The following is a 23,141-nucleotide window of genomic DNA, read 5'->3' on the forward strand; positions in this document are numbered from 1 at the left end:
GGCCCAGATGGTCATGGCCTGGTGGTTCGAGATGACGCTGCCGCGAATCGGCCTGGGTCGTCTCGCGGCAAGAGGTCGGGTGGCGCGCTGGCGTTCCACGGCCAGGCGATTTCGCACTCTGGCCGTGGAACTCGGCGGTCTGATGATCAAGGTCGGTCAGTTCCTCTCCTCGCGCATGGATGTTCTCCCGCCCGAGATCACCAAAGAACTCGAGGGCCTGCAGGACGAAGTCGCCCCGGTCCCCTTCGACCAGATCCGCGACCTTGCCGAAGCACAGCTGGGGACGGCACTCACCGATGCCTTCTCCTCCTTCGAACCCCGCCCATTGGCCGCGGCATCCCTGGGTCAGGCGCACTCAGCGATCCTGACCCCGGAGATCGCCGCAGAGATCGGTTTCGCCGAGGTGGTCGTCAAGGTCCAGCGTCCGAGCATCGCCGATATCGTCGAGGTCGATCTGCGTGCACTGCGCCGGATCGCCGGATGGCTCTCCCGCGTCCAGTTCGTCTCCCGTCGCGTCGACATGCCGGCGCTGGTCGAAGAGTTCGCCCATGTCAGCCTCGAAGAGATCGACTATCTCCATGAAGCGGCGAATGCGGAGGCCTTCGCCGTGGATGCGGCTGAGTCGGCCAGGGTGAATGCTCCGCAGATCGTCTGGGAACAGACCACACCACAGGTGCTGACCTTGGAAGACGTCACAGCGATCAAGGCCAACGACGTCGCTGCGCTGCGTCGAGTCGGGATCGACCCCCACGAGGTTGCAACGACCTTCGCGCACACAATGTTCGATCAGCTCTTCCGGACCGGCTTCTTCCACGCCGACCCCCACCCGGGCAACATCTTCGTGACACCTGCAAACCCGGGGACAGCCTCGGCGGTCAGTCCGGCGGCGATGGGGTCGGGCTCCGCGCCCACCTCGGCGGGGGTCGACTGGCATCTGACCTTCATCGACTTCGGGATGATGGGGCACGTGCCGGAGAATCTGCGCGCGGGTCTGCGGGAGCTCATCATCGCCGTGGCGATGCGGGACTCCCGCCGCCTCGTCGCCAGCGTCGGACTCATCGGAGTTCTGCTCGAGGGCGCGGACACGGAAGAGCTCGAACGCTCTCTCACGGGACTCTTCGCACGGTTCGGAGGCATGGGGTTCGCCCAGCTGCGCGACGTCGATGAGAAGGAGCTGCGAGCCTTCTCCACGGATTTCGAATCGGTGGTGCGGGATCTGCCCGTGCAGCTGCCGGAGAACCTCTTCCTCATCATTCGCTCGCTGTCCATGGTCTCGGGTCTGTGCAGTTCGCTCAATCCCTCGTTCAACATCTGGGAGGTCGTCGAACCCTATGCGAGCGAGCTGATCGAAGAGGAGAAGGGCGGCGCCGCCGGCACTGTGGCGAAGGAGGCAATCAACCTTGTGCGCCTGACGCTCGGCCTGCCGGGACGCCTCGACGGCCTGGTCCAGAGGCTCGAGAACGGTGAGCTCTCGGTGGCTACGCCCAAACTGGACCGCCGGGTCGCGGGCCTCGAACTTCTGGCCCGCGGGGTGATCTCGGCCGTGCTGTTCACCGGTTTCGTCATCGGCGGTGCAGTGCTGCTGTCCATGACCACACTGGGTGGCATCCTGCTGCTCATCGCCTCAGCGCCGGCGCTCATCCACAGCCTGGTCACTCTGCTTCGACACAGGACGCTCAGCCGCCGACACCGCCGCATGTGAGAGCACACGGTCATCCGATCCCACCAGCAGCGCATGCTGAAACGACCTGTCACTGCCGCCTGGAAGCGCGGGCATCAAGTCGTCTGGCACGGTAAGCATAGGTGGCCCAGCCGAGTGCCAGAGCCCACAGCGGGAACAGGAGAGTCGGGCCGATCGTCACCCAGTTGCCATTGATGCTGACACCGTTGAGCAGGACCGAATGGATCATGCCCATGCCTCCGGTGAACATCGCCAATGTGACGATGCCGGCGGGAATCGTGGCGAGGAGGATGGGCACACGTCGTCCTGCCAGCGGCCCTGTCCAGCGCGGAAACCTCTCTCCCCATTTCTGCACCAGCCCCAGGGTCAGCAGTGCTCCGGCCAGTCCGGCGATCGCCAAGGCGAGACCTGAATGCCACATCCCGACCTGGAGGCCTGCGGAATAGAACTCGGAGCTGAGCCCGAACGGGATACCCAGTGCCCACAGAATACGAGTGGATGCATAAATGACGGGAACCGCCACGGCCACGCCGACGGCGATCTTGGCACTGACCTGGACGGGCCGGTGATCTTCGGCAGCCTTCGCAGAGGTCGCCCCCGCGGCGGAGGCATCGCCGACACAGGCATCGCCGACAGAAGCGTCCATGGCCGCACCATCGGCGTCTGCCCGGCTGCGTCGCCGGCGGCCCTCCAGCGATGCCCACACCGCCGCCCACAGCCCCGGGCCGAGCAGCATGAATCCCTGCCAGAGCACGGCGATGGGAATCGGCGGGAACTGCAGGCTCAATGTGTAGCCGAGGTATGCCAACACCAAGGTGTCGGTGAAGACCAGGGTGGTGACGAGGGCGAGGAAGACCGCGAAGCCTCCAACTGCTGCGACGGCTCTGCCGCGCAGTCGTGGCAGGGTCAGGAGGGCCGATGCGAGGGTCAGGCTCAGCAGCGCACAGGACCCGACCAGTGCTGCTCCAGCAGGGATGGAGAGATAGTCCAGCAGTGTGCTGTACTCACCCGGTTCCGCATGACCGAACGGAGAGACGAGCAGTCCGCTCCCCCACAGCACGGAGACGACCAGCATGGTCAGTGACCAGACCGCGCTCAGGCCGAGCATAGTGACACCCAGATCGAGTGCGTGCGTCGATTGAGATGGATGTTCTGACTGTGTACAGCTCTGTGTTGTCTTCATGCTTCAACACTCGCGCCGAAGCCGTCTCGGCAGGCTCCCCCGAACGGGTGAACGGCATCCCTCAGAGGGTGAAGCATGCCCCTCAGAGGGTGAAGCATGCCCCTCAGAGGGTGATGAATCCCGATTCGAAGGCTCTGATGACGGCTTGGGTCCTGTCCCTGGCGCCGAGCTTGCCGAGCAGCGAGCTGACATAGGTCTTGACCGTCTCACTGCCGAGGAACAATTCACCGGCGATCTCGACATTGCTCAGGCCGCGCGCCATGAGTGAGAGCACCTCCTGCTCGCGACTGCTCAGCTGGGCAACACCGGCCAGGTCTTCGCGCCTCCCCGCCTGAGCCGCCATCTCACGCACCTTCTGCGGATACAGGAGCACTTCCCCACCGGCCACGACGTACACGGCGCGGAGGAGTTCCTCCGGCTGGGCCCGCTTGAGGACGAAGCCATCGGCACCGGCACGCAGCGCTTCGAAGACGTAGTCGTCGCTGTCGAAGGTGGTCAGGATGAGCACACGTGGAGGGTCCTGCCGCGCGACGAGCAACCGAGTCGCTTCGAGTCCGTTGAGCTGCGGCATACGCACGTCCATGATGACGATATCGGGCTGCGTTCGCTGGACGAGGTCGATGGCGTCGACACCATCGCCGGCTTCGCCGACCACTTCGAGTCCGATGTCCGAGTCGATGATCGCCGCGAGCCCGGCACGGACCAACGGCTCGTCATCGATGAGGACCACCCTGATGCTCATGTCTGTCTCTCCTCGTTCGCAACTCGTACAGTGCCGCTGTCTGTCGGCAGCACGGCCTCAAGCGTCCACGAGCCACCATCTGCAGTCCACCGAACTTCCCCGCCGAAGAGCTCAACACGCTCCCTGATCCCCTGCAGTCCACGGCCTGCACCCGCATTGCTCCTCGCACCGCTGGTGCTCACCACGCAGGCGTTGCTCACCGTCAACGTCACGAATCTCGCATCGACGCTGATCGACACCGAGGCCCCCGGGTCTGAGGCATGGCGAAGCGAGTTCGTCAGAGCCTCCCGCATGATCCGATGCAGCTCGTGCGCCACGGCTGACGGCATTGACCCCAGGTCGCCGCGGGTTCTCAATTGAGTCGGGTGCCCCACTGATCTCGCCTCCTCGGCCAGGACCTCGAAATCCTCGATCGCTCGCCGAGGTGGTTGTGCCGTTTCCGCACTGATGACGGAGTCATCATCTGCCTCCAGATCGGCCTCCGTGCGGAGCAGCGCGAGAACGTGGTCCAACTCGGCCACCGCCTCACGTCCGGTGCGGGCGATTTCGTCGACTGCCGCCTCGGCGACGGTGGGGTCGGTCTGCAGTGCGCGCTTGGCGACTGCTGCCTGCATCGTCGTCACGGTCAGTGCGTGGCCGATCGAGTCGTGGACCTCGCGGGCAAGCACCGTGCGGCGGAACCGGCGGGCCCGCTCGCGGCCAGCGAGCTCCGCGCGGTCGGCCGCCGACGGGCCGAGGAGAATGAGCGCATAGTTCGGCAGGAAGTATCCCTCCACGACGATGCTGATGATGCACATCAGCAGGATTCCCACGGCGAGGGCTTGGATCAGCCCTGCGGGCAGCACGGTGGCTGCAGGGCTCGTCGCGGTTCCGATCAGACCGCTGGAGAGTTCGTGAGCCTGCCCGGGGTCACCGACGAGAACGATGGCGGCGGGGATGAGGACGACGATCGTGAATAGAAGCAGTGCGCCGGCGAAGGTGTGACCGAAGTAGAACAGGGCACCGCGCAGTCGATCGGCCGGTCGGGGCCGCCTCGGCGGGATGGGGATGCTCAGTTCGAGCAGCTGCTCGGCCAGTGTGCGTTCGAGGGCGCGGATGACGGCGAGGAATGCTGGAATGCACAGCAGCGCGAAAGCGATGATTCCGACGACGATGATGGTCAGCGACTCGGCGCGGTTGCCGACCTGGTTCGAGGCAGTCACGATCCAGATCACGACCGCCGCGTAGGGCACGGCGATGACGCCGCCGATCAGCAGGACCAGCAGCCTGCGCCACAACTTTGCTACGCGAACCTTCACCGTCACCAGACTACCGTCGCGGCACCCGATCAGCCCGGAATACCGGGTGCATTCGAAAGCCACGGCAGAAAAGACTCGACCGAACCCATCCACGCCACAATCCGCTCCGAATCAGATGATGTACGACGAAAGTCTTCGAAAGGATCGTCATGAGCACTCACACAGTTTCATCATCAGCTCACACTGGCCGCACCAGCGTCCAGATCGTCTCAGGCATCTTCGGGGCCGTGTTCCTCCTGGTGGGCATCCTGGGCTTCGTCCCGGGCATCACCAAGGACTTGGACACGATGATGTTCGCCGGGCATCATTCGCAAGCCGCGCTGTTGGGGATCTTCCAGGTCTCGGTGCTGCACAACATCGTCCATCTGCTTTTCGGCGTCGTCGGCCTGCTCGGGCTCAAGTCACGCCGACTGGCCAAGACCTACCTCATCGTCGGAGGCATCATCTACGCCGTGCTGTGGATCTACGGCCTCATTGTTCCGATGGAGTCCATGGGAAACTTCGTTCCGCTCAACACCGCTGACAACTGGCTGCACTTCGTCCTCGCAGCAGCCATGATCACGACAGGGATCGTCTTCGGTCGGAAGGCTCACACTGCCGCACAGCGGTGACGTCTCAGCCGGTGAAGATCCTGACCACCAGGCCGATGCAGATCGCCAACGCCGCGGCCGCGGGAATGGTCAGCACCCAGACTCCGGCGATGGGAACGATGAAGCGGGCCCGGGCGCGACCCTGACGTCCGGCGAACTGGGTTCCGAGAATGGCAGATCCGAGGATGAAGGTCAGCGACACCGGCACCCGCATGATGAGCGCCGCCGTGTACATGAGCACCGTGGCGGTGGCATCTGCTGTCGCGGACTTCAGCGGGTCGAGACCGGCCATGCGGACCGACAGTGTGCGGACGACTCTCCACCCGCTCAGGCCGGTGCCGAGCGCCAGCGCTCCGGCGATGATCAGCCGCACCGGCCAGGAGATCTCGACGACGGAGAGCTCGGTGTACGGGTTGGCGTCCACGGCGAGGAGCCCGACCATGACCAGGGCCGCGATCTTCTGTGCGTCCTGAATGCCGTGGACCAGTGACAGCGAGGCGGTGAGCACCGAGTCGACCATGCGCGCACCGCGGAAGAGCGGTTTGGGCGGTGAAGCGGCAAAGGTCTTCGACAGCAGAGCTGTCAGGCCCCAAGAGAGCACGAATCCGAGGATCGGTGAGATCACGAGGGGCAGGATCACCGAGTTGACCGCCTCGGCGGAGTTGACTGAGAACCCCAGCACGATCCCAGCACCCAGGAGACCGCCGATGAGGCAGTGCGTGGAGGACACAGGCAGCGCGAGGTAGTAGGTGAACAGACTCCACGCCGTTGCGGCGACGAAGGCGATGATCAGGGAGGTGAGGATGACCTCGGGGTCGCCGTCGAAGTGGACGATCTGGTTGGCCACGACTGAGGCGATTCCCTCACCCAAGAGTGCGCCGATGAAGTTGAAGACGACGGCTAGGCCCAGGGCCCACCGTGCGTTGATGGAGCGTCCGACGACGGCGTTGCCGATCGTCAGCGCAGCATCATGGAAACCGTTCGAACCGGCGAAGATCACCGCGGTGACGATGACTCCCGCCAAGAGCAGCTCCACGGACTACGATTCCTTGATCGCGATGGCGGCGACGACCTTGCCCAGCTCGGTGAAGCCGTATGCGGCACGCACGAAAGCCTGCCCCAACTGGGAGACCGCGGCCATGTACGTCAGGCCGCGCTTCGAGTTCGGCACGGCGTCAGACATCCGCCATTGCAGGGCCTCGACTTGGTAGGTGAGGCGGTTGATGGAGTCGACGTAGTCCCACTGATCGAGCTTGCCCGGCAGCCGAGTGACCATCCGCGAGGTGTGGTCGGTCTGGTTGGACAGGACCGCGAGGGTCTCGAGGACACCGGAAGGCAGTTCGTCGAAGGCCTCCGAGGCGAGGACGAATCCGGCACCGTGGAGAAGGTGGCAGATGTCGCGCATGTGATGACCGAGCAGGTAGAGGTCATTGCGGTCGAACGGGGTGATGTAGTTCTCGCGCAGCGCGCGGAGCACGGCTCCCATGTCCTCATCGGCTTGATCGCCGATCTCGCGGAGGCGGTCTGCGACCTGCCGTCGTTCGCTGACTTCGATGCCGGAGAGTTCGGCAAGCACCAGGTTGCACTGCCGCATCTGCCCGACCAGATCGGACAGGCGTTCGTAGAAGACAGTGTCCTGCGGTACTCGTTTGAGCCGCATGCGTTCCTCCTGCCCGGGGCCCGGTCGAGCCGGACGAATGTGCATGTTGCTTCAATTGTATGTGCCGGACGCTGAACCGAGAGCGCCTCTCGGCGGTAGGCCGCTCGAAGCGGCTGAATTTGGAGCCCGGGGCTTCAGATCCAGCGTCCGGTGGCCACGAAGGCCACCCACAACGATACTCGCTCACGCTCATGAGTCCACCGCCGAGGCGGGTGAACGAGAGTTGAAAATCTCACAGTCTGCGTACGTGGCCCAGTTCCATCTCGGAGGACGAGCCCTCGTATCAGCGAGGCGGCCGGAACGTCAGTCAGGAGGTGAGACTGTCAGTCCAGTCCGCCGTGACGGTGGGAGATGGCGGCGTCTTTGAGGTCCTTCGCGAACTGGCGCAGCCGCGTGGCGGTCTCGGAGCTGTCGGTGCCTTCGGCACACATGCCGACGAACGCTGCGGCCCGGAGGAGGGCGATGACGACGTCCCCGCGGAAGGCTCCAGCGAGGATCTCATCAATGGCACGGGCAACCTCGTCGGGGCCCGCGGGAAGCTCGACGCCGGCAAGGATCTCATCGAGTCCGAGGCCGTCGGTCATCCTGCGCTGCCCGGCGGAGAACATGTCGGCAAGCTCACGCGGAGCGGTGAGGATCCATTCACGCAGTGCATACAGACGCCAAAGCGCTCCCGGCGCTGAGACGGCAGGTGCAGCAGACCACATCTCGGCGATGACTTCGAGACCGATGTCGTCGGCCAACTCCACGAACCGCTTCGTCGCGGCCTCATCGCGCCGTCCGAGCGAGTCTCCGAGCAGAAGTGCGGCGGTCGCGTGAGAGGTCTCTGATCTGGTCACTGGGTCATTCGAGGCACTGACCGAATCGGGATCGGCCAGGGGTATCGGGCGGTGAAAGCGTGGCTGTGTCATCGTCAGAGCATTCTAGTCCCCTGATCTGACCGGCGCTCCACCATGTACGGGCTTTCGCCTCCCGCCGGTCAGACCAGGCTTTCGTCTCCCGGTCAGGATTCATTCGTCAGGTTCACAGTGGCAACTACTAAACTGGTGACAAATTCGGGCCTGCGACCAGCAGGTCGCGAGTGCAGACAACGAGGAGGAACTCCCGTGGCAAAATCATCAGTGGCGAAGAAGGGCCTGGACAAGGCGGCGAAATTCGCTGTCAACGAGGACGGGTCCCTCAACCCCCGCGCCCAGTCGATGCTGTCGAAGCTTCTGTCGGTCCAGCGCCCAGTGGCCCTTGCCTATGTGCGCAGCCTGCGTCGCCGGAATCCGGATGCGACTCCGGAAGAGCTCATCAAGATCATTCGCCGGCATTACCTCGCGCTGACCACTTCGGGTGGCGCTGCGGTCGGTGCCACCGCTGCAGTCCCGGGACTCGGCACGACAGCTGCACTCGGTGTGGCCACCGCTGAGACCGCCGGATTCCTCGAAGGCACGGCACTGTTCGCACAGGCGATCTCGGAGATCCACGGCCTTCCGGTTCAGGACTCCAAACGCGCGAATGCGCTGGTGCTGGGGCTCATGCTCGGCAAGGACGGAAAGAACCTCGTCCAGAAGTTCAGCAAGCAGTCCGGCGGCTCGGAGTCGATGTTCGGCAACTGGGGCTCTACCGTGACGAAGCAGCTCCCTGCCCCGGTCGTCGACCTGCTGGTGCGGAAGCTGCGCAAGACCTTCATCCGCAAGTTCGCCGCTCGTGCCGGTGGCTCGCTGGTCGGTCGCCTGCTGCCCTTCGGCATCGGCGCGATCATCGGCGGCGTGGTCAACGCTCAGATGGCCCGCAAGGTCGCCAATGAGTCGACCGAGGCCTTCGGCGCCGCGCCTACGATCTTCCCGCTGGAGACCGATCCTGAGTATGTCGCTCCGAAGAAGGATCGCAAGCTGCTGGCAGGCCTGAAGAACATCGCGGCTCTGCGCGGCACGATCAAGAAGAACAAGGCCATTGAGTCCGATGTCATCGACGAGGCGGCCGATGAGGATCCCACCGCACCGGATGCTCTCCCGCGCACCGACACCGGTGACGAGCGCCCTGAACTCGGAAAGTGATCAGCGGGTGAAGCCGACCGGTTGCCACCGCTAACCGGTTTGAGTATTCGGGCTCCTTACCTCTAATATTATTGAGTCTCCAACAACTCCGGTGTGACGCTTGTCCACGCGGCTGAGTTGGGGCGGGGCCTCTAGCTCAGTTGGTAGAGCAACGGACTTTTAATCCGTGGGTCGTGGGTTCGATCCCCACGGGGCCCACCCACATGCGAAAGCCCCGCAATCCCAGTAGACATCAGGGATTGCGGGGCTTTCGCTTCTCTCAGTCGGATGAGATCTTCTGCGGTCCAGCAGATCTCTGGCGTGAAATCCTCTGCGCGAACTCCGGCTCCCGGCGCGCGGCGCCCAGGCAGATGAGCTCGAGTCCAGGACTGGTCGGTCGCACGAGGTCAGACACCGCTGCATGGATCAGCCCGGAATTTTACCATCGAGTCAGCGAATCGGACGTGAAGCTGCCGACACCAAATGTTCACTTACCGTTCAAGGCGGCCGCCGAACGCCTGCTCAACTGGAATACTTCCGTCCTGCCATGGGGTGAGGACCCAGGCGACGAGATAGGCGCCGATCCCCAGGACCGGAAGCAGGAACGAGATGAGGACCAGCAGGCGCATCAGCCACACGTTCATCCCTGTGGCCTCGGCGAGACCGGCGGCAATACCGCCGAGAATCCGGTCAGGACCGCGACGGAAACCAACTTTGCGAATGGAATCAAATAGTTTTCTCATACCCTCAACAGTACGCAGATTTCGCTGCCTGCACAGGGGTGCTGACCGTCTAACCGGACTGAGGGAAACCGGAATGGCATCCGAGGGGGCGCTGGCAGGGGAACGGTCACCTCGGCGGCGATGTGATTGCAATTCTCGGTATATGAGATGACGATCACAGGTTTTGGGCGCGCCTACTCCGAGGCACCCAGCAAGGGCGGTTACGATTAACGGGTTGTGCAACCAATTGTCCGCATCCGCCTTCCCAGCGACGCGGCAAAGAGGAGTCCATTGTGAAGTGGGTAAAAAAGGCCGTCCTCACGCTCGTCGTCATATTTGTGGCGTTCTATCTGTTCAGTCGGCCAGAAGATTCAGCCGATGCAGTGCGGAACGCGTTCGAGGCAGTGGGAACCGGTGTCGGCTCATTGGTCACTTTCTTCACTACTCTGTCCTCGTAATCGCGCCGGAAGCAGCCTGACGTGTTCAGGGGACTGATCGATCCGAGGGTCGAAAATCACCTCATCGCCGAAGAAGGTGAGCTCATTGTCGACGAAGTACGTCGCCATTTCCTCGCCTTCGTCGCCCCCTCGCTCATCATTGCGCTTGGATTGGCCGTCGCAGCCATCAGCTTCGCGGTCCCAGTTGACTTCGCCCCGATCCCGCTTGGCATCGGCGCCGCCATTGCCCTGTTCGGCGTCTACCGTGCACTGTTCGTGCATATGGACCGGTTCGTCATCACGAACATGCGGGTGTTCAGAATCCACGGGCTCTTCACCCAGCACAAGGCGACGATGCCGATGTCGCGTATTCTCGACATCTCGGTGCACAAACCGCTCATGGGTCGGATCTTCAGATACGGGCATTTCGTCTTCGAGTCAGCCGCTCAGGACCAGGGCCTGCGCGATATCCGTTTTGTCGGACGACCGGACGAAAGGGACCTCACCATCCAGACGGTGATTCAGCGCTCCGGACTGCGTTCAGCCATCAAATCCTTCAATGACAAGAACAAGGAGGATGACGCTGAGGAACCGGATACTGACCTGGAGACAGACGCGGACCTCCACGCCGATGTCGAGGGTGGCTCCGATTCCGACGATGCCTACGGCTACGAATACGACTACGACCGCGGCGACGGCCTCGAACCACACCCTGAGCCAGCTGTTGTCGACAGTGAGCCTCGTTTCAATGCGGGAGCGAGAACCGATGGTCACTCGACCGTGCGCACTGGGGCAGGTCCTGACGTGGACACCGGAGAGTGGTCGACCATGGAGCTCGATACCGGCCACGGCTTCAGCAAGTCCGAGGAATTCAGAATCGGCAGCGCACTGCCTGCGTTGAACGACCCTGTTGCCAGGGCTGCAAGCTCATGGGAGCTGCGGTGGCCCGAACGCGACCGCATGCAGACGGCGACGGAGCTGATGCGTGCTCACCGACGTCTCATCTCCGACCTCGACGAGAAGCTTCGTCCCTTGGGTCTGACCTATGCCCGCTACGAGGTGCTGCTCCTCCTGTTCTTCGACCAGCAGGGCGCACTCCCTCTGGTCGAGCTCACGGACCAGCTGCAAGTTGAAGCCAGCTCGTCCTTCTCATCGGTCAGGTGGCTCGAAGACAATGGGCTGATCGAAAGAGTCATGGAGCCCGGTGACGACGGTGAAGTCTTCGCCGAGATCACACCGCGAGGTCGGGCACTGACCGATCGAGCCAGTCAGATCGTCGCCGATGCCCGCTTCGGTCTGGATTCGATGACCGAAGCAGAGTGTCACCAACTGACCACACTGCTGGCGCGGCAGCGTCGGTACCGGGACTAGGCTTCCTGCGCGGTCCGGCTCCGGCCCTCCGCCCTCCGACCCTCTGCCTTCCGGTCGATGCCATCGACTGTACGTCGAGCGAACTCCGGAGCATGTTCGGGGGTGACGCCCAAGCCGAGGATGTGCGCCGGAATCACAGTCAGCGCGGGGAACGTCTTCAGCAGCCACAGGATCGGTACTGGCGGGCGGATGACTCCGCCGTTGTGGACGACCGGCTCGATCATCCGGTGAATGCCGCCCTGCAGCAGCTCGACGGCCTTCGTCGTCAGCAATCGTCGGCGCTGGACCCGTTTGAGATCGCGGGTGGACACACTCCCTGAACGCAGGGCCTCGGCCAGAAGACGAGCCGTGGCCACACCGTCCTGAACCGCCAGGTTGACGCCGACTCCGCCCAACGGACTCATGGCATGGACGGAGTCGCCGATGCACAGCAGCCCGTCGATGAACCAGCGTTTGGCTTCGTTGCGGCGCACATCGAGGAGTTTCACGTCATCAAGCTGGAGTGCTCCGACATCGTCTGCCAGCGCAGGGAATGTCTCTGCGACCGCACGACGAAGAGACTCGATCCCCCGCTCACGGAAGCGTGCGTCCTCACCCTTCGGGATGAGACGAGCCATCTGGACGTGCCCGTCGCGCGGAATCGCGACGAACACATTGCCGCCCTTGGCTCGGGGAGCAATAGATTCGGTCAGCTGCGCCTGGGTGTCGATCCGGAACCACCATACGTCGATCGTGGACCGCAGCTCCCGCATCGACAGCTGCGCCTCGTCCCGGGCCTTCGACCAGCGTCCGTCGGCAGCGACGACGAGTGGTGCGCGCAACTCGGTCTCACCTTCGGAAGTCTGTGCGCGGACGCCGACGACCCTGTCGTCGTCCCAGACCAATGAGGTCATCTCGACTCCCGTCCGCAGATCGAAACCAGGTTCAGCCTCCCCCGCCTTTGCCAGCAGATTGAGGAAGTCCCACTGTGGTGCGAGCGTCATGAACGGATGCGCTGTGTTCAGTCTGGACAGGTCGCCGAGGATGTAATCCCGACCGTCATCGCCGACAAGACTGATATTGGTCACCCTGCGGTGAGCGATCTGCGCGAACTCGTTGTAGAGTCCGAGCTCGTCGAGGAGCCGCAGCGTTGACGGGTGGATGGTGTCACCGCGGAAATCTCTGAAGAAGTCAGTGTGCTTCTCCAGCACCACAACGCTGACGCCTCCGCGTGCCAGGAGCAGCCCGGCGACGATTCCGGCGGGCCCACCTCCGGAGATGATGCAGTCGTATTCGACATCGAACTGGTCGTGCGCGGCGTCTGTCATGACACGCTCCTCAGCATTGTGTTCCTCAGCATTGCGGGCACAGAGTCGATGCTAGTCCACGGGCGAGTCGAAAGACATGATGCGGCCAGACTCAGCACCGGTGGCTGCGAAGTGTGTTCGGATCACCGGTGGCTGCGAAGTTAAGAACTGACCGCGGGCGAGAGTCGACCGCGGGCGAGAGTCGACCGCGGGCGAGAGTCGTCTCTCACACCGTTCTGCGGGAAGTGCCGGAGACCTTTTCAGTGACATCGAAGCGTTCACGGTAGCGACCGGTGAGCAGACGCCATTGTGAGTGCAGCGCCGTCGATGAGTTGAAGATGAGCAGAGTCAGCGGATAGAGCAGCCACTGCAGCCAGATGGTCAGACGCCGTACCTGCGGAACATGAACCGGACGAGGCGGCAACAGCGACTTGAAGACGAGGATGGATGCGATGAGGGCGATCATGCTGACCTGCTGCACCAGACCAACCGTCATCGGCATCCGCTCGATGAGACTGGTGACCTGGCCGGTCTGTGACGCAACGACAAAGGGGATCCACCCGCCGACGGCGATGATGACGGAGATCGAGGCCAGACTGACATGACCCTCGAGGAGGGAGAAGAAGCGCAGGACTCCTGGCCAGAACGGTGTCCGAGCATCACCGGCGAACACTCTCACCCCCACATAGGGCACATCGCTGGCGCCATAGGACCATCGGCTGAGCTGCTTGAACTGTGCGACCATCGTGTCCCTGAATCCGCCGGCGAGCACTGCGTCCTGATAGATCGGGACATGGATGGGAACGACGCGATAGTCTCCATCGAAATGGAACCAGCTGCGCCAATACTGATGGCCGTCCTCGACGATGGTCCGTGTCGACCAGAACCCCATGTCGATGAGAGCGGTCAGCGGCTGCGTGTGAGAGGCGAAATTGCGCAGCGCGAGAGGACGCACCGTTGTGGTGAGATTCCAGAAGCAGTTCGCGCTCGCGACGACACGCGACGGCGCGGGCGCCTCCCAGATGTTCGTGATGTACAGGCTGATGGGTTGGAACGAGAGGTGGGAGCGATCGGGAGCGAGCGCGTATTCGTATGCGACGGAGTCGAAATACGCCTCATGGGGTGTGTTGTCGCAATCGAGACTGGTGACGAGGACCGACTCCGGATCGATGCCGTTGGCCTTCACCCAATGAGCCAGTCTGTGCCCCGCATAGGTGATGTTCGCTCCCTTTCCTGCGATCTCTCCCGGGATCCCAGTTGGATGTTCGACGAGGACGAACGCTGCGAATCCGTCACCGTACTCGGCTGCCAGACGTCGTGCTGTCGCAGCCATCTGTGGGCCGCCGCGTTCCTCATAGGCGAAGAACACGACGATCTTCGATGGTGAGGTCGAGGTGTGCAGGAGCGATCGGATTCCGTCGGCGACCACCTCATAGGGTTCGTTGTAGGCCGCGACGACGACAGCATGGAGCAGTGTCGAAGGGCGCGCCACCGCGCCCGGGAACTCACGCACACGGACAATGGACGCGGCATGCTCCTTGGCCTGAAACCCCGTCCAGGGATACGGTCGCGGCGGGAGCCCATCCATCGCCCGTTCGATGTCGAGCAGTCTGGCCCCCCAGTCAACCCGAGAGCTGCGCCGGTATCGCACGAAGCCGCGTGAGACGTCGACCGCACCGCGCATCGCTCGTATCAGCGTCAGACCGACGACGATGAGCACATAGACCGCCCCAGCCATCGCGTTGATGAACGGCAGGATGAACACCAGTCCGATGGCGGAGAAGCTGACGATCGCCGGCAGCGCTTCGAAGAACCGATAGGCCCGCGTGCGCGGCCCGGTGGGAAGTTCGAGTTCGGCCGATACCGGATCGGTCGCCGGCAGGGAGTCGACCGACGACGGTGCTTGACCAGCCGAAGGTGAGGCGGTTGCCTGAGGCAAGTCGGTTGCCGATGGTGGTGAAGCCACAGCGGAATAGACGGCTGCCGAGGGCGATTCGCGATTCAATCTCACAGAGTCGATCCTGGTTGAGGATCCTGACCAGCGGTTGGTCCTGGGATGCCGGCCAGATGAACATTCGGTGCGCAACAGGGGCTCCCGCATGCCTGCTGTAGCCTCGTCGTATGTCCTTCGCGATTCGACCTCCCGTCATCGACGACGTCGAGGCGGTGGCACAGGTCCATGTTGAGGCCTGGCGAGAGACCTATCGCGGACTCATGCCCGATGAGCTGCTCGATTCCCCTGAAATGATGGGCAAGCGCAGGAAGATGTGGTGTTCGCTCATCACGCCTGAGAATCATCCGGACCATATCTCGGCGATCGCCGACCAGGACGGCGCCATAGTCGGAATCGCCTTGTCAGGCCCGTCCGCAGCTGAAGATCGTCCCGGTGAGCGACAGCTGTTCGTCCTCTACACATATGCTGCTGTCCACGGCTCGGGCATCGGACAACAGCTTCTTGACGCTGTCGTCGGTCCCGAAGAGCGAACTTCTCTGTGGGTGGCCGACCCGAATCCGCGTGCTCAAGCCTTCTACCGAAGAAACGGCTTCGATTTCGACGGTGCCGTAGAAACAGATGAATACGACGGAGTGCGTGAACTTCGGATGGTCAGAGACCCGGCAGAGGCTGAGTGCCTCACACGGCTGCAGAATTTCACAGCCACAGCACAGAGTTCTGGGCGCGAAGCTTCCCTTGCGCAGCCAGAATGCCAAGCCTCACAGATCCGGCCAACGGATCACCGGCGGCCTCCTCGATGATGACACCGGCATGGAGACGAGCGGCCTCTTCTCTGAACCCGGAGACGAGTGCTTCACCAGCCCGGACCAGTCCCCCGGTGAGTGCGATGCACAGTGGACTGTTGAAGCTCTTCGCTGCGGCGAGAGCACTGCGAGCAGCTTCGACACCAGCCTCACGAAGCAGTCCAGCGGCAACGGCGTCGCCGGAGTCTGAGAGTGCAGCGACCTCGACAGCGAAGTCCGCAAGCAACCCTGCTCTATTGTCGCGAGTGTAGAACTGAGACGGCCAGGTGCCTGGTGAGCCGAAGAGCCGGGTCGCGGACTCGAGCAGTGAGCGCCCACTCGGGTCAACCCCGTCATGGGTGCGCAGCGCGAGTTCAAGAGACCGTCTCCCCAGCCAGGCTCCTCCCCCTCGATCTCCGAACAAGTGCCCCCAACCATCGGTTCGAGTCCAATTCGGGGACATGATTCCGTGCTCGCCTGGCCCCGGATGTGCAATCGAGATCGCCCCGGTGCCCAAGACGGTGACCGCGCCTCCCCTTCCTGAGAGTGCCCCGAGATGAGCAGTGACCGCGTCGATCGCCGCGGCAGCGGGGGCCCCTGCCCTGCCCGCGATCTCGGCGATCGCGGACGCTGGGTCTTCGGCCAACGAGGCAATTCCAGTAGCGCCGATTCCAATGCCGGCAATCTGGTCGAGACGTTCGCCCCACGTCTCCTGCGCTGAGGCGATGAGGCCAGAGGCAATGTCGAGAACATTGCTGCCGGCGGCACTGATCTCTACCCCAGGTCCGGTCATGATCGCGACGACGGTCAGGTTCCGGGTGGCATCGACCTTCGCCAGTGCGACCCGACTGCCGGTGCCGCCGATGTCGATCCCGAGGACGAAGGCGCTCATGTGGTCTCGCGCTCCGAGGCAGTTCCGCCCTCGGTGCCTGCGGCGATCGCAGCTTTGACTGACCCGTCATTGTCCGCGAGGTGCTTGGCCGCAGCCGAAGGGGTCACCGAAGTGAAGGAGACGACCAGGGCTGTCTTGAGTTCGCCGCCGCAGCGCTCCAAGAGGTCTCGTGCCTTCGCCTCTGAGAGATCCGCAGCTTCGCAGAGGATACGCACGGTCCGCTCCCGGAGTTTGTCATTGGTGGCGACGACGGAGACCATGAGGTTGCGCCAGGTGCGGCCGAGGGCGATCATCAATGCCGTCGAGAAGCCATTGAGGGTCAGCTTCTGTGCTGTGCCGGCTTTGAGGCGGGTTGACCCCGTCACCACCTCGGGCCCGGTGTCGAGCACGATATGGTCAGCAGCCGCCTCGGCGACGGGGGCCTCGGGGTTGTTCGAGATGAGCACAGTGTGCGCGCCCTCCTCACCGGCGGCCTCCAGCGCACCGCGGACATAGGGCGTCGAACCGCTCGCCGCGATTCCGATCGCCACGTCGTTCGGGCCCAGCTCTGCCCCGACTCTGCGTCCGTCATCGACGGAGTCCTCGGCGTTCTCCACAGCGTTGACCAGTGCTGCCTGGCCGCCGGCGATGTGTCCGACCACGCGACCTGGTTCGAGATTGAACGTCGGCAGGAGTTCGCTGGCGTCGAGGACTCCCAAGCGACCGGAGGTGCCGGCTCCGAAGTAGTGAACCGCACCTCCTCGGCGCATCCGCTCGGCCGCGATGTCGACGAGTTCCGCCAACTGCGGCAGGGCGTTCGCGACCGCGGTGAGGACGGCTTGGTCCTCGCCGTTCATCACCTTCAGGACGCCGAGGGTGTCGAGCTCGTCGAGTCCCTCGCTGCGGGGATTGCGCTGCTCCGTCGGCGACAGCGGGCGCTGGGTCGACGGCTGTTGGGACTGCGTCATCAGCGGTTGCTGCCTTCCACCTCGGCGACGGTGTTCCGATTCTGCGTCTTCGGGTGGCGCAGGGACAGGAGCCCGCCGACGCCGACCATGACGATGACGCCGAGCAGCGGGTACCACTGCCAGGCGACCCAGACCTCGCCGGTGACGTACTTCTCCATGACGAAGAAGAAGGCGTTGACAGCGACCGCCAGCGCGAACGTGATGTTCGCATCGACTGCTGTGGCGCGCTTGTTGACGATGCCGAAGACGAACGCTCCCAGGAGCCCGCCGTAGGTGATGCCCGCGACGCCCAACGCGAGGATGACGATGTTGCCCTCATCGGATTGGAAGACCGTGGCCGGGAGGATGAAGGCGATTCCCCAGCCGATGGTCGCCCAGCGCCCGACCTTGAAGCCCTCGGCGTCGGTCATCGGCGTCCTCTTCAGCCGTGCGTAGACATCGTTGACCGTCGAGGAGGACAGAGCCGACAGCGACGAGGACAGGGTCGACATGGCCGCTGCGAGGATGCCGGCCAGCAGCAGCCCCGAGACGCCGGGCGGCAGACCTTCGATGATGAAGAGCGGGAAGATCTCGTCATCGCGGCTGAGCCCCAGGTCAGCAGGCAGGGCGTGGTCGTAATAGGCCCACAGTGCCAGGCCGACTGCGAGGAAGACCGCGAACTGAACGAAGACGACGATGCCCGAGACGATGAGTGCCTTCTGCGCCTCGACCTTGGACCTGCAGGACAGGAGACGCTGGACGATGAGCTGGTCTGAGCCGTGCGAGGCCATGGCGAAGACCGCACCGCCGAGCAGCGAGGGAATGAACGAGTCTGGGGCCGAGATCGGATTGCCCTCGAAGATGAACATATTGAGCTTGCCCGCCTCGGCGGCATCGGCCACCCAGCCGCCGCCGAAGGTCGCGGTGATGACGATGATGGTGAGGAGACCGCCGACGACGTAGAGGCACATCTGGGCCACGTCGACCCAGACCACGGCCTTGATCCCGCCGATGAAGGTGTAGGCGATCGTCACCAGCGAGAGGACGACGATGATGACGAAGTAGTTCGTGTGGATGCCCAGACCGTCGAGGATCACCTTGACGGGAATCGCTGCGGCGAGGACCCTGATGCCGTCGGCCAGGAGACGGGTGAACAGGAAGGTCACACCCGCAGTCGTCTGGGTCGAGGTGCCGAAGCGTTTGCCCAGGTAGGCGTACGCGGTCAGCATCTCACCGTCGTAGTATTTCGGGAGCATGAAGAAAGCGACGATGACTCGGCCGAGGATGTAGCCCAGCCCCAGCTGCAGATAGTTGATGTCGCCGAGGTAGCTCATGACCGGGATGCCGATCACCGTCAGCGCGCTGGTCTCGGTCGCGACCACGGACAGACACACCGCCCACCAGGGTATGTTCCGGCTACCCAGGAAGTAGCCCTGGAGGTCTTTCTGCTTTCCGCTGAGCTTCAGACCCAACCACGCCGTGGCGGCAAGGTAGGCGATGATCACCAGAAGGTCGATGATCTGCATGGTGTGTCTCCTTCGTACAAGGGGTGTGCGTTGCTTCGAGAGGTGTGCTTCAGTGCAGGATTCTCAGATGAGTGGGTCTTCGGTGCAGCGGTTCCGGCAGCCGCAGTGAGCCTTTGCCCGGGCTCAGTCTCCCAGCGATGCTCGGGTGCCCGGCACCGGTGAGGCTCGGTTCTGTTCCGGCCAGCCCATTCCAGGTCAGCCATCCCAGAAGTGCCATGAGGAGTGCTTCCTTGCCGCCCTCGGGGAGGCCGAATTCCTCATCGGTGCTGGTCAGAGTGACGGCATCGCCGAGCTCGGTGCGCAGGCGCTGCATCAGCGTCGGATTCCGCGTTCCGCCACCGGAGGCGATGACCCGGGTGACGCCGTGTCCTCGACAGGCCTCGGCAACCGTGCGTGCGGTCAGTTGAGTGACAGTGGCGATGGCATCATGCTCGCCGAGGTGGGTCCTCGTGGCGAGGAAACCGTCGAGGTAGTCGGTGTGGAAGAGTTCCTTGCCCGTCGACTTCGGCGCCGGAAGCCGGTAGTACGGATCGGCCAGCAGCTCGGTGAGCAGCTCCTCGTCGACGCGGCCCCGTGCCGCCAACGTGCCGTCACGGTCGAACGTGTCTTCTCCGCCGCTGATCCTGCCGGCAAGGATATCGATGAGGGCATTGGCGGGACCGGTGTCGAAGGCGAGCGGATCGTTCTCGGGCGCGAGGACTGTGATGTTGGCGATCCCGCCGAGGTTGAGCACCGCGGTCGGTGTTTCGACGTCACCGGCAAGGAGTCTGTCAAGGATCCCGACGAGCGGGGCACCCTGGCCACCGGCGGCGACGTCGCGGGCACGGACGTCGGAGAGGACGGGTGAACCGGTGGCCTCGGCGATCCAGGCGGGTTGGCCGATCTGGAGGGTCGAGGTGACGGTACCGTCGGCGATGTCGTGGCGCACCGTCTGCCCGTGGGAGACGACGAGATCGCAGTCGACTCCGGCTTCGGCGCACACCTGCTGCACCGCCCCGGCGCTGAACCGTCCGAGGTGAGCATCGACGCTGGAGACCAAGGACAGGGGAACGTCGCGGGGTTCGAGGAGGCGCAGGATGTCGGCCCGCAGCTCGCGATCGAATTCGAGCTCCCGGCTGGCCAGGATGCGGACTCTCAGGTCGGCCTCGGTGCTCTGCGGATCGTAGGCGAATTCGGCGAGGAGAACGTCGAGGGCGTCGGCGGAGGTTCCTGTCATGAGGCCGGCGATGATCATGAGCGGCCTCCTTGAGGCTGTTCGTCTGCGGACTGCTCTGACTTCGGCTGCGAAGCCGCGGCGGGCTGCTGGTCGGGCAGGGTGAGTTCGGTGCGGATCTTGTAGCGGTCGCCGCGGTAGACCGAGCGGACGAATTCGAAGGGAATGCCCTCGGCCCCGCGTGAGGTGCGCTCGAAGAGCAGCGCCGGGGACTGTTCGGGGACGCCGAGAACCTTCGCCTCATCGGCGTCGAGGAGGGTCGGTTCGATGGTCTGCACGCTGTGGTTGAGAGCGATGTCGAAGCGCGAGCGCAGCAGTTCGTAGAACGAACTGTTCTCAAGGTCTTCAGCGCACAGTCCGGGAACGAGGGCAGAGGGGATATGGAGCTCTTCGAGCGCGAGGGGCTCATCGTCGGCGAGGCGCAGACGCAGGATCGTGATGACCTCGGCGCTTTCGACGATGTGCAGCCTGCGCCCGATGTGGGCTCCGGCCTTCGTCACGTCGAAGGAGAGTACACGAGATCCGGGGCGCATGCCGCGAGCGAGCATGTCTTCGGTGAAGGAGCTCGCAGCCAGGGGCTGATCGAGCTTGGGACCGAGGGCGAATACACCGGCACCGTGGCGGCGTCGCACCACGCCCTTGGCGACCAGTTCGTCAATGGCTCGGCGCAGGGTCATCCGTGAGATGCCCAGCGCCTCGGCGAGCTGGCGTTCGGGCGGGAACTGCTCGCCGGCGGCCATTGACTCAAGGCGGTCGAGGAGCTGATCCCGAATCGAATGGAATTTAGTCACGTGACTATTGAGGCATAGGACACACGAGAAAATCAAGACCACTGGTCTGACTTTCTGTGTCGCGTGTCCCGGGAAAGAGGTTCGTGAGACGCTGATATCGGAACCGTCGACCACTTCACAGGCACCGGTCCGGGTCCTAGCATGATTGCATGACTGCATACACCGGACAGAAGCTGCTCGACACTCTCGATGCGCACGGTCTCGCCGATTGGCAGGGGCTGCCGGACTGTCTCGGCGCCCGCTTCCTCACCGGCGACTTCGCGACCGGGCTGGACCTCGTCGCACGCATCGGTGCCGCCGCCGAGGAGGCGAACCACCATCCGGATGTCACCCTGACCTTTCCTCATGTCGATATCCGTCTGACCAGTCACGACACCGGAGCCGTGACTGAACGCGACCTCAAGCTCGCGGCGCAGATCAGCGAGCTCGCCGCCTCGGTGGGGGTGACCGCGGATCCGAAGGCACCCGCGCTGCTCGAGCTCGGCATGGACACAGCGAACCCGGACGCCATTGCCCCGTTCTGGGCCGCCCTGCTCACCGGCGATGCGAGCAATGTCTCCGGCCCCGATGTCATCGACCCCGCCGGGCAGATGCCGTTGCTGTGGTTCCAGGACTGCGAAGAGCACGAGGTGCCGCATCAGCGCCTGCACGTCGACGTCTCGGTCCCCGGCGCGGTCGCACCCGAGCGCATCCGCGCGGCCGTCGCGGCCGGTGGCACGGTCGTCGATGAGTCCCATGCGCCGTCGTTCACCGTCCTTGCCGATTCCGACGGCAATCGCGCATGCGTCTGCACCCTGGAGAATCGTCCCTAGCGTCTGCCGGAGACCGCCACCGAGGTGTCGCACTGGCAGGTGCACGATGCCTGCCGGGCCAGCAGGGCCAGCCGAGCCAGCCAGTCCTGGCAGGCCAGCCCGTCCCGCCGGGCCTGCCAGCGAATCGTTCCTCGTTCTCGCATAAGCTGAGCTGAGCATCTCGAGTCTTTTCACGCCGCAGGAGGCACCGTGTATCAAGCAGCCGATGACCGCTATGAATCGATGACCTATCGCCGGGTCGGCAGATCCGGTCTGGTTCTTCCCTCTCTGTCTTTGGGGCTGTGGCACAACTTCGGCGATGACGTCGCCTTCCAGAATCAGCGCGACATCGTGCGTCGGGCCTTCGATCTGGGGATCACCCATTTCGACCTCGCGAACAACTACGGACCGCCGCCCGGCTCGGCCGAGACGAACTTCGGTCGACTGCTGCGCGAGGACCTCCATCCGTATCGCGACGAGCTCATCATCTCGACCAAGGCCGGCTGGGCGATGCATCCAGGACCATACGGTGGTCCTGGCGGCAGCCGGAAGTACCTGCTCGCCAGCCTCGACGCCTCGCTGAAGCGGTTGGGCTTGGACTATGTCGACATCTTCTACTCCCACCGCCCCGATGCCTCGACACCGCTGGAGGAGACCATCAGCGCGCTCGACACCGCGGTGCGCTCGGGACGTGCCCTCTACGCAGGCATCTCCTCGTACTCGGCAGCCGACACCGCCAGGGCCTCGACGCTGGCGAAGGACCTGGGCACACCGCTGCTCATCCACCAGCCCTCCTATTCGATGGTCAACCGCTGGATCGAATCCGATGATCTGCTCGAGACCACAGGGTCCGAGGGCTTGGGCGTCATCGCTTTCTCCCCTCTCGCGCAGGGGCTGCTCACCGACAAATACCTCGGTGGCGTCCCCGACGACTCGCGCGCAGGCAAAGCCACCCCGTCGTTCAAGGACGGGTTCCTCTCCGAGGACAACCTCGAGCGCATCCGCGGACTCAACGAGATCGCGGCGGCGCGCGGTCAGTCGCTGGCACAGATGGCCCTGAGCTGGGCACTGCGCGACGATCGTGTGTCCTCGCTGGTCATCGGGTCCAGCCGTGTCTCGCAGCTCGAGCACAATGTCGCCGCCCTCGACACAGATCCGCTGAGCGCAGAGGAACTGACCGCAATCGATGAGTTCGCCATCGATTCCGGCGTCGACATCTGGGCAGACGCCCGCCGCAGCACGCAGGACTGAGACCCCGGCAGCCTCCTGCTG

The 23,141-nt window shown here is 63.9% G+C and carries 21 protein-coding genes and 1 tRNA gene; 8 read left to right on the top strand and 14 right to left on the bottom strand.

Features of this window, described 5'->3' with window-relative positions:
• The first annotated feature begins 7 nt into the window (after positions 1–7).
• On the top strand, positions 8–1,702 hold the full coding sequence (locus JTF07_RS05285) for an ABC1 kinase family protein (RefSeq protein WP_204233609.1): 1,695 nt from the start codon (positions 8–10) through the stop codon (positions 1,700–1,702).
• A gap of 49 nt (positions 1,703–1,751) precedes the next feature.
• Here the strand turns inward: JTF07_RS05285 and JTF07_RS05290 are convergent, their stop codons facing one another.
• From JTF07_RS05290 to JTF07_RS20815, 3 genes are all read right to left on the bottom strand, one after another.
• Positions 1,752–2,864 carry a hypothetical protein gene (locus JTF07_RS05290; RefSeq protein WP_204233207.1) on the bottom strand — a complete coding sequence of 371 codons (1,113 nt, stop codon included), beginning with the start codon at positions 2,862–2,864 and terminating at the stop codon, positions 1,752–1,754.
• Between the two features lie 103 nt (positions 2,865–2,967).
• On the bottom strand, positions 2,968–3,606 hold the full coding sequence (locus JTF07_RS05295) for a response regulator (protein ID WP_204233208.1): 639 nt from the start codon (positions 3,604–3,606) through the stop codon (positions 2,968–2,970).
• Complete coding sequence (locus JTF07_RS20815; RefSeq protein ID WP_204233209.1) at positions 3,603–4,904, bottom strand: sensor histidine kinase; 1,302 nt, start codon at positions 4,902–4,904, stop codon at positions 3,603–3,605. Before JTF07_RS20815 ends, JTF07_RS05295 begins: the two co-directional genes overlap by 4 nt.
• Positions 4,905–5,053: 149 nt before the next feature.
• On the opposite strand from JTF07_RS20815, the gene JTF07_RS05305 reads away from it, so the two are divergent.
• Positions 5,054–5,515 (top strand): DUF4383 domain-containing protein, encoded by a 462-nt coding sequence (locus JTF07_RS05305; RefSeq protein WP_204233210.1) that lies wholly within the window; start codon positions 5,054–5,056, stop codon positions 5,513–5,515.
• 4 nt (positions 5,516–5,519) lie between these two features.
• Here JTF07_RS05305 and JTF07_RS05310 read toward each other — a convergent pair whose 3' ends face one another.
• From JTF07_RS05310 to JTF07_RS05320, 3 genes are all read right to left on the bottom strand, one after another.
• The gene (locus JTF07_RS05310; protein WP_204233211.1) at positions 5,520–6,530 is read right to left on the bottom strand and encodes an inorganic phosphate transporter; all 1,011 of its coding nucleotides are present in this window, start codon (positions 6,528–6,530) and stop codon (positions 5,520–5,522) included.
• A gap of 3 nt (positions 6,531–6,533) precedes the next feature.
• Positions 6,534–7,199, bottom strand: coding sequence for a DUF47 domain-containing protein (locus tag JTF07_RS05315; RefSeq protein WP_235344617.1), 666 nt, complete (start codon positions 7,197–7,199; stop codon positions 6,534–6,536).
• A gap of 278 nt (positions 7,200–7,477) precedes the next feature.
• Positions 7,478–8,065: a hypothetical protein gene (locus JTF07_RS05320; protein WP_252199305.1), complete on the bottom strand. Its 588-nt coding sequence runs from the start codon at positions 8,063–8,065 to the stop codon at positions 7,478–7,480.
• Positions 8,066–8,260: 195 nt separating this feature from the next.
• Here JTF07_RS05320 and JTF07_RS05325 point away from each other — a divergent pair, with 195 nt between their 5' ends.
• Both JTF07_RS05325 and JTF07_RS05330 read left to right on the top strand, forming a co-directional pair.
• A complete protein-coding gene (locus tag JTF07_RS05325; RefSeq protein ID WP_353843880.1) occupies positions 8,261–9,199 on the top strand; it encodes a hypothetical protein in 939 nt (312 codons plus the stop codon).
• 125 nt (positions 9,200–9,324) lie between these two features.
• Positions 9,325–9,397: transfer RNA gene (locus tag JTF07_RS05330), tRNA-Lys, on the top strand.
• 272 nt (positions 9,398–9,669) lie between these two features.
• Here the strand turns inward: JTF07_RS05330 and JTF07_RS05335 are convergent.
• Positions 9,670–9,921, bottom strand: a complete 252-nt coding sequence (locus JTF07_RS05335) for a PspC domain-containing protein (RefSeq protein ID WP_143920677.1) — start codon at positions 9,919–9,921, stop codon at positions 9,670–9,672.
• Positions 9,922–10,379: 458 nt separating this feature from the next.
• Between JTF07_RS05335 and JTF07_RS05340 the strand changes: the two genes are divergently transcribed.
• Positions 10,380–11,708, top strand: coding sequence for a PH domain-containing protein (locus tag JTF07_RS05340; protein ID WP_204233212.1), 1,329 nt, complete (start codon positions 10,380–10,382; stop codon positions 11,706–11,708).
• On the opposite strand, the gene JTF07_RS05345 is transcribed toward JTF07_RS05340, so the two are convergent.
• Together JTF07_RS05345 and JTF07_RS05350 are read right to left on the bottom strand one after the other, a co-directional pair.
• Entirely contained in the window at positions 11,705–13,015 is a 1,311-nt protein-coding gene (locus JTF07_RS05345) for an FAD-dependent oxidoreductase (protein WP_204233213.1), read from the bottom strand. The two genes, JTF07_RS05340 and JTF07_RS05345, sit on opposite strands and share 4 nt — an antisense overlap.
• A gap of 205 nt (positions 13,016–13,220) precedes the next feature.
• On the bottom strand, positions 13,221–15,005 hold the full coding sequence (locus JTF07_RS05350) for a glycosyltransferase family 2 protein (protein ID WP_204233214.1): 1,785 nt from the start codon (positions 15,003–15,005) through the stop codon (positions 13,221–13,223).
• Between the two features lie 110 nt (positions 15,006–15,115).
• Between JTF07_RS05350 and JTF07_RS05355 the strand changes: the two genes are divergently transcribed.
• The gene (locus JTF07_RS05355; RefSeq protein ID WP_204233215.1) at positions 15,116–15,748 is read left to right on the top strand and encodes a GNAT family N-acetyltransferase; all 633 of its coding nucleotides are present in this window, start codon (positions 15,116–15,118) and stop codon (positions 15,746–15,748) included.
• Here JTF07_RS05355 and JTF07_RS05360 read toward each other — a convergent pair.
• The 5 genes from JTF07_RS05360 to JTF07_RS05380 are packed head-to-tail and all read right to left on the bottom strand — an operon-like array spanning position 15,645 to position 21,078.
• Positions 15,645–16,622 (bottom strand): BadF/BadG/BcrA/BcrD ATPase family protein, encoded by a 978-nt coding sequence (locus tag JTF07_RS05360; RefSeq protein ID WP_204233216.1) that lies wholly within the window; start codon positions 16,620–16,622, stop codon positions 15,645–15,647. The two genes, JTF07_RS05355 and JTF07_RS05360, sit on opposite strands and share 104 nt — an antisense overlap.
• A complete protein-coding gene (murQ, locus tag JTF07_RS05365; protein ID WP_204233217.1) occupies positions 16,619–17,569 on the bottom strand; it encodes an N-acetylmuramic acid 6-phosphate etherase in 951 nt (316 codons plus the stop codon). Before murQ ends, JTF07_RS05360 begins: the two co-directional genes overlap by 4 nt.
• Positions 17,569–19,074, bottom strand: coding sequence for a sodium:solute symporter (locus tag JTF07_RS05370; protein WP_204233218.1), 1,506 nt, complete (start codon positions 19,072–19,074; stop codon positions 17,569–17,571). Before JTF07_RS05370 ends, murQ begins: the two co-directional genes overlap by 1 nt.
• Before the next feature lie 49 nt (positions 19,075–19,123).
• The gene (locus JTF07_RS05375; RefSeq protein ID WP_204233219.1) at positions 19,124–20,308 is read right to left on the bottom strand and encodes an anhydro-N-acetylmuramic acid kinase; all 1,185 of its coding nucleotides are present in this window, start codon (positions 20,306–20,308) and stop codon (positions 19,124–19,126) included.
• The gene (locus JTF07_RS05380; protein ID WP_353843881.1) at positions 20,305–21,078 is read right to left on the bottom strand and encodes a GntR family transcriptional regulator; all 774 of its coding nucleotides are present in this window, start codon (positions 21,076–21,078) and stop codon (positions 20,305–20,307) included. The genes JTF07_RS05375 and JTF07_RS05380 overlap by 4 nt, the downstream gene beginning before the upstream one ends.
• Before the next feature lie 149 nt (positions 21,079–21,227).
• On the opposite strand from JTF07_RS05380, the gene JTF07_RS05385 reads away from it, so the two are divergent.
• Positions 21,228–21,890, top strand: coding sequence for a 4a-hydroxytetrahydrobiopterin dehydratase (locus tag JTF07_RS05385; protein ID WP_204233220.1), 663 nt, complete (start codon positions 21,228–21,230; stop codon positions 21,888–21,890).
• Between the two features lie 189 nt (positions 21,891–22,079).
• Positions 22,080–23,120, top strand: a complete 1,041-nt coding sequence (mgrA, locus tag JTF07_RS05390) for an L-glyceraldehyde 3-phosphate reductase (RefSeq protein WP_204233221.1) — start codon at positions 22,080–22,082, stop codon at positions 23,118–23,120.
• Positions 23,121–23,141 lie beyond the last annotated feature (21 nt).

The organism is Brevibacterium sp. RIT 803 (assembly GCF_016892625.1).
GTDB lineage: Bacteria > Actinomycetota > Actinomycetes > Actinomycetales > Brevibacteriaceae > Brevibacterium.

What these genes read in the sequence shown, in the direction of transcription:
- JTF07_RS05305 (WP_204233210.1), top strand. Translation starts at nt 5,054, where the DNA reads ATGAGCACTCACACAGTTTCATCATCAGCTCACACTGGCCGCACCAGC.
- JTF07_RS05385 (WP_204233220.1), top strand. Translation starts at nt 21,228, where the DNA reads ATGACTGCATACACCGGACAGAAGCTGCTCGACACTCTCGATGCGCAC.
- JTF07_RS05335 (WP_143920677.1), bottom strand. Translation starts at nt 9,921, where the DNA reads ATGAGAAAACTATTTGATTCCATTCGCAAAGTTGGTTTCCGTCGCGGT.
- JTF07_RS05295 (WP_204233208.1), bottom strand. Translation starts at nt 3,606, where the DNA reads ATGAGCATCAGGGTGGTCCTCATCGATGACGAGCCGTTGGTCCGTGCC.
- JTF07_RS05285 (WP_204233609.1), top strand. Translation starts at nt 8, where the DNA reads ATGGTCATGGCCTGGTGGTTCGAGATGACGCTGCCGCGAATCGGCCTG.
- JTF07_RS05360 (WP_204233216.1), bottom strand. Translation starts at nt 16,622, where the DNA reads ATGAGCGCCTTCGTCCTCGGGATCGACATCGGCGGCACCGGCAGTCGG.
- JTF07_RS05355 (WP_204233215.1), top strand. Translation starts at nt 15,116, where the DNA reads ATGTCCTTCGCGATTCGACCTCCCGTCATCGACGACGTCGAGGCGGTG.
- JTF07_RS05320 (WP_252199305.1), bottom strand. Translation starts at nt 8,065, where the DNA reads ATGACACAGCCACGCTTTCACCGCCCGATACCCCTGGCCGATCCCGAT.
- JTF07_RS05345 (WP_204233213.1), bottom strand. Translation starts at nt 13,015, where the DNA reads ATGACAGACGCCGCGCACGACCAGTTCGATGTCGAATACGACTGCATC.
- JTF07_RS05290 (WP_204233207.1), bottom strand. Translation starts at nt 2,864, where the DNA reads ATGAAGACAACACAGAGCTGTACACAGTCAGAACATCCATCTCAATCG.
- murQ (WP_204233217.1), bottom strand. Translation starts at nt 17,569, where the DNA reads ATGACGCAGTCCCAACAGCCGTCGACCCAGCGCCCGCTGTCGCCGACG.
- JTF07_RS05315 (WP_235344617.1), bottom strand. Translation starts at nt 7,199, where the DNA reads ATGCACATTCGTCCGGCTCGACCGGGCCCCGGGCAGGAGGAACGCATG.
- JTF07_RS05370 (WP_204233218.1), bottom strand. Translation starts at nt 19,074, where the DNA reads ATGCAGATCATCGACCTTCTGGTGATCATCGCCTACCTTGCCGCCACG.
- JTF07_RS05375 (WP_204233219.1), bottom strand. Translation starts at nt 20,308, where the DNA reads ATGATCATCGCCGGCCTCATGACAGGAACCTCCGCCGACGCCCTCGAC.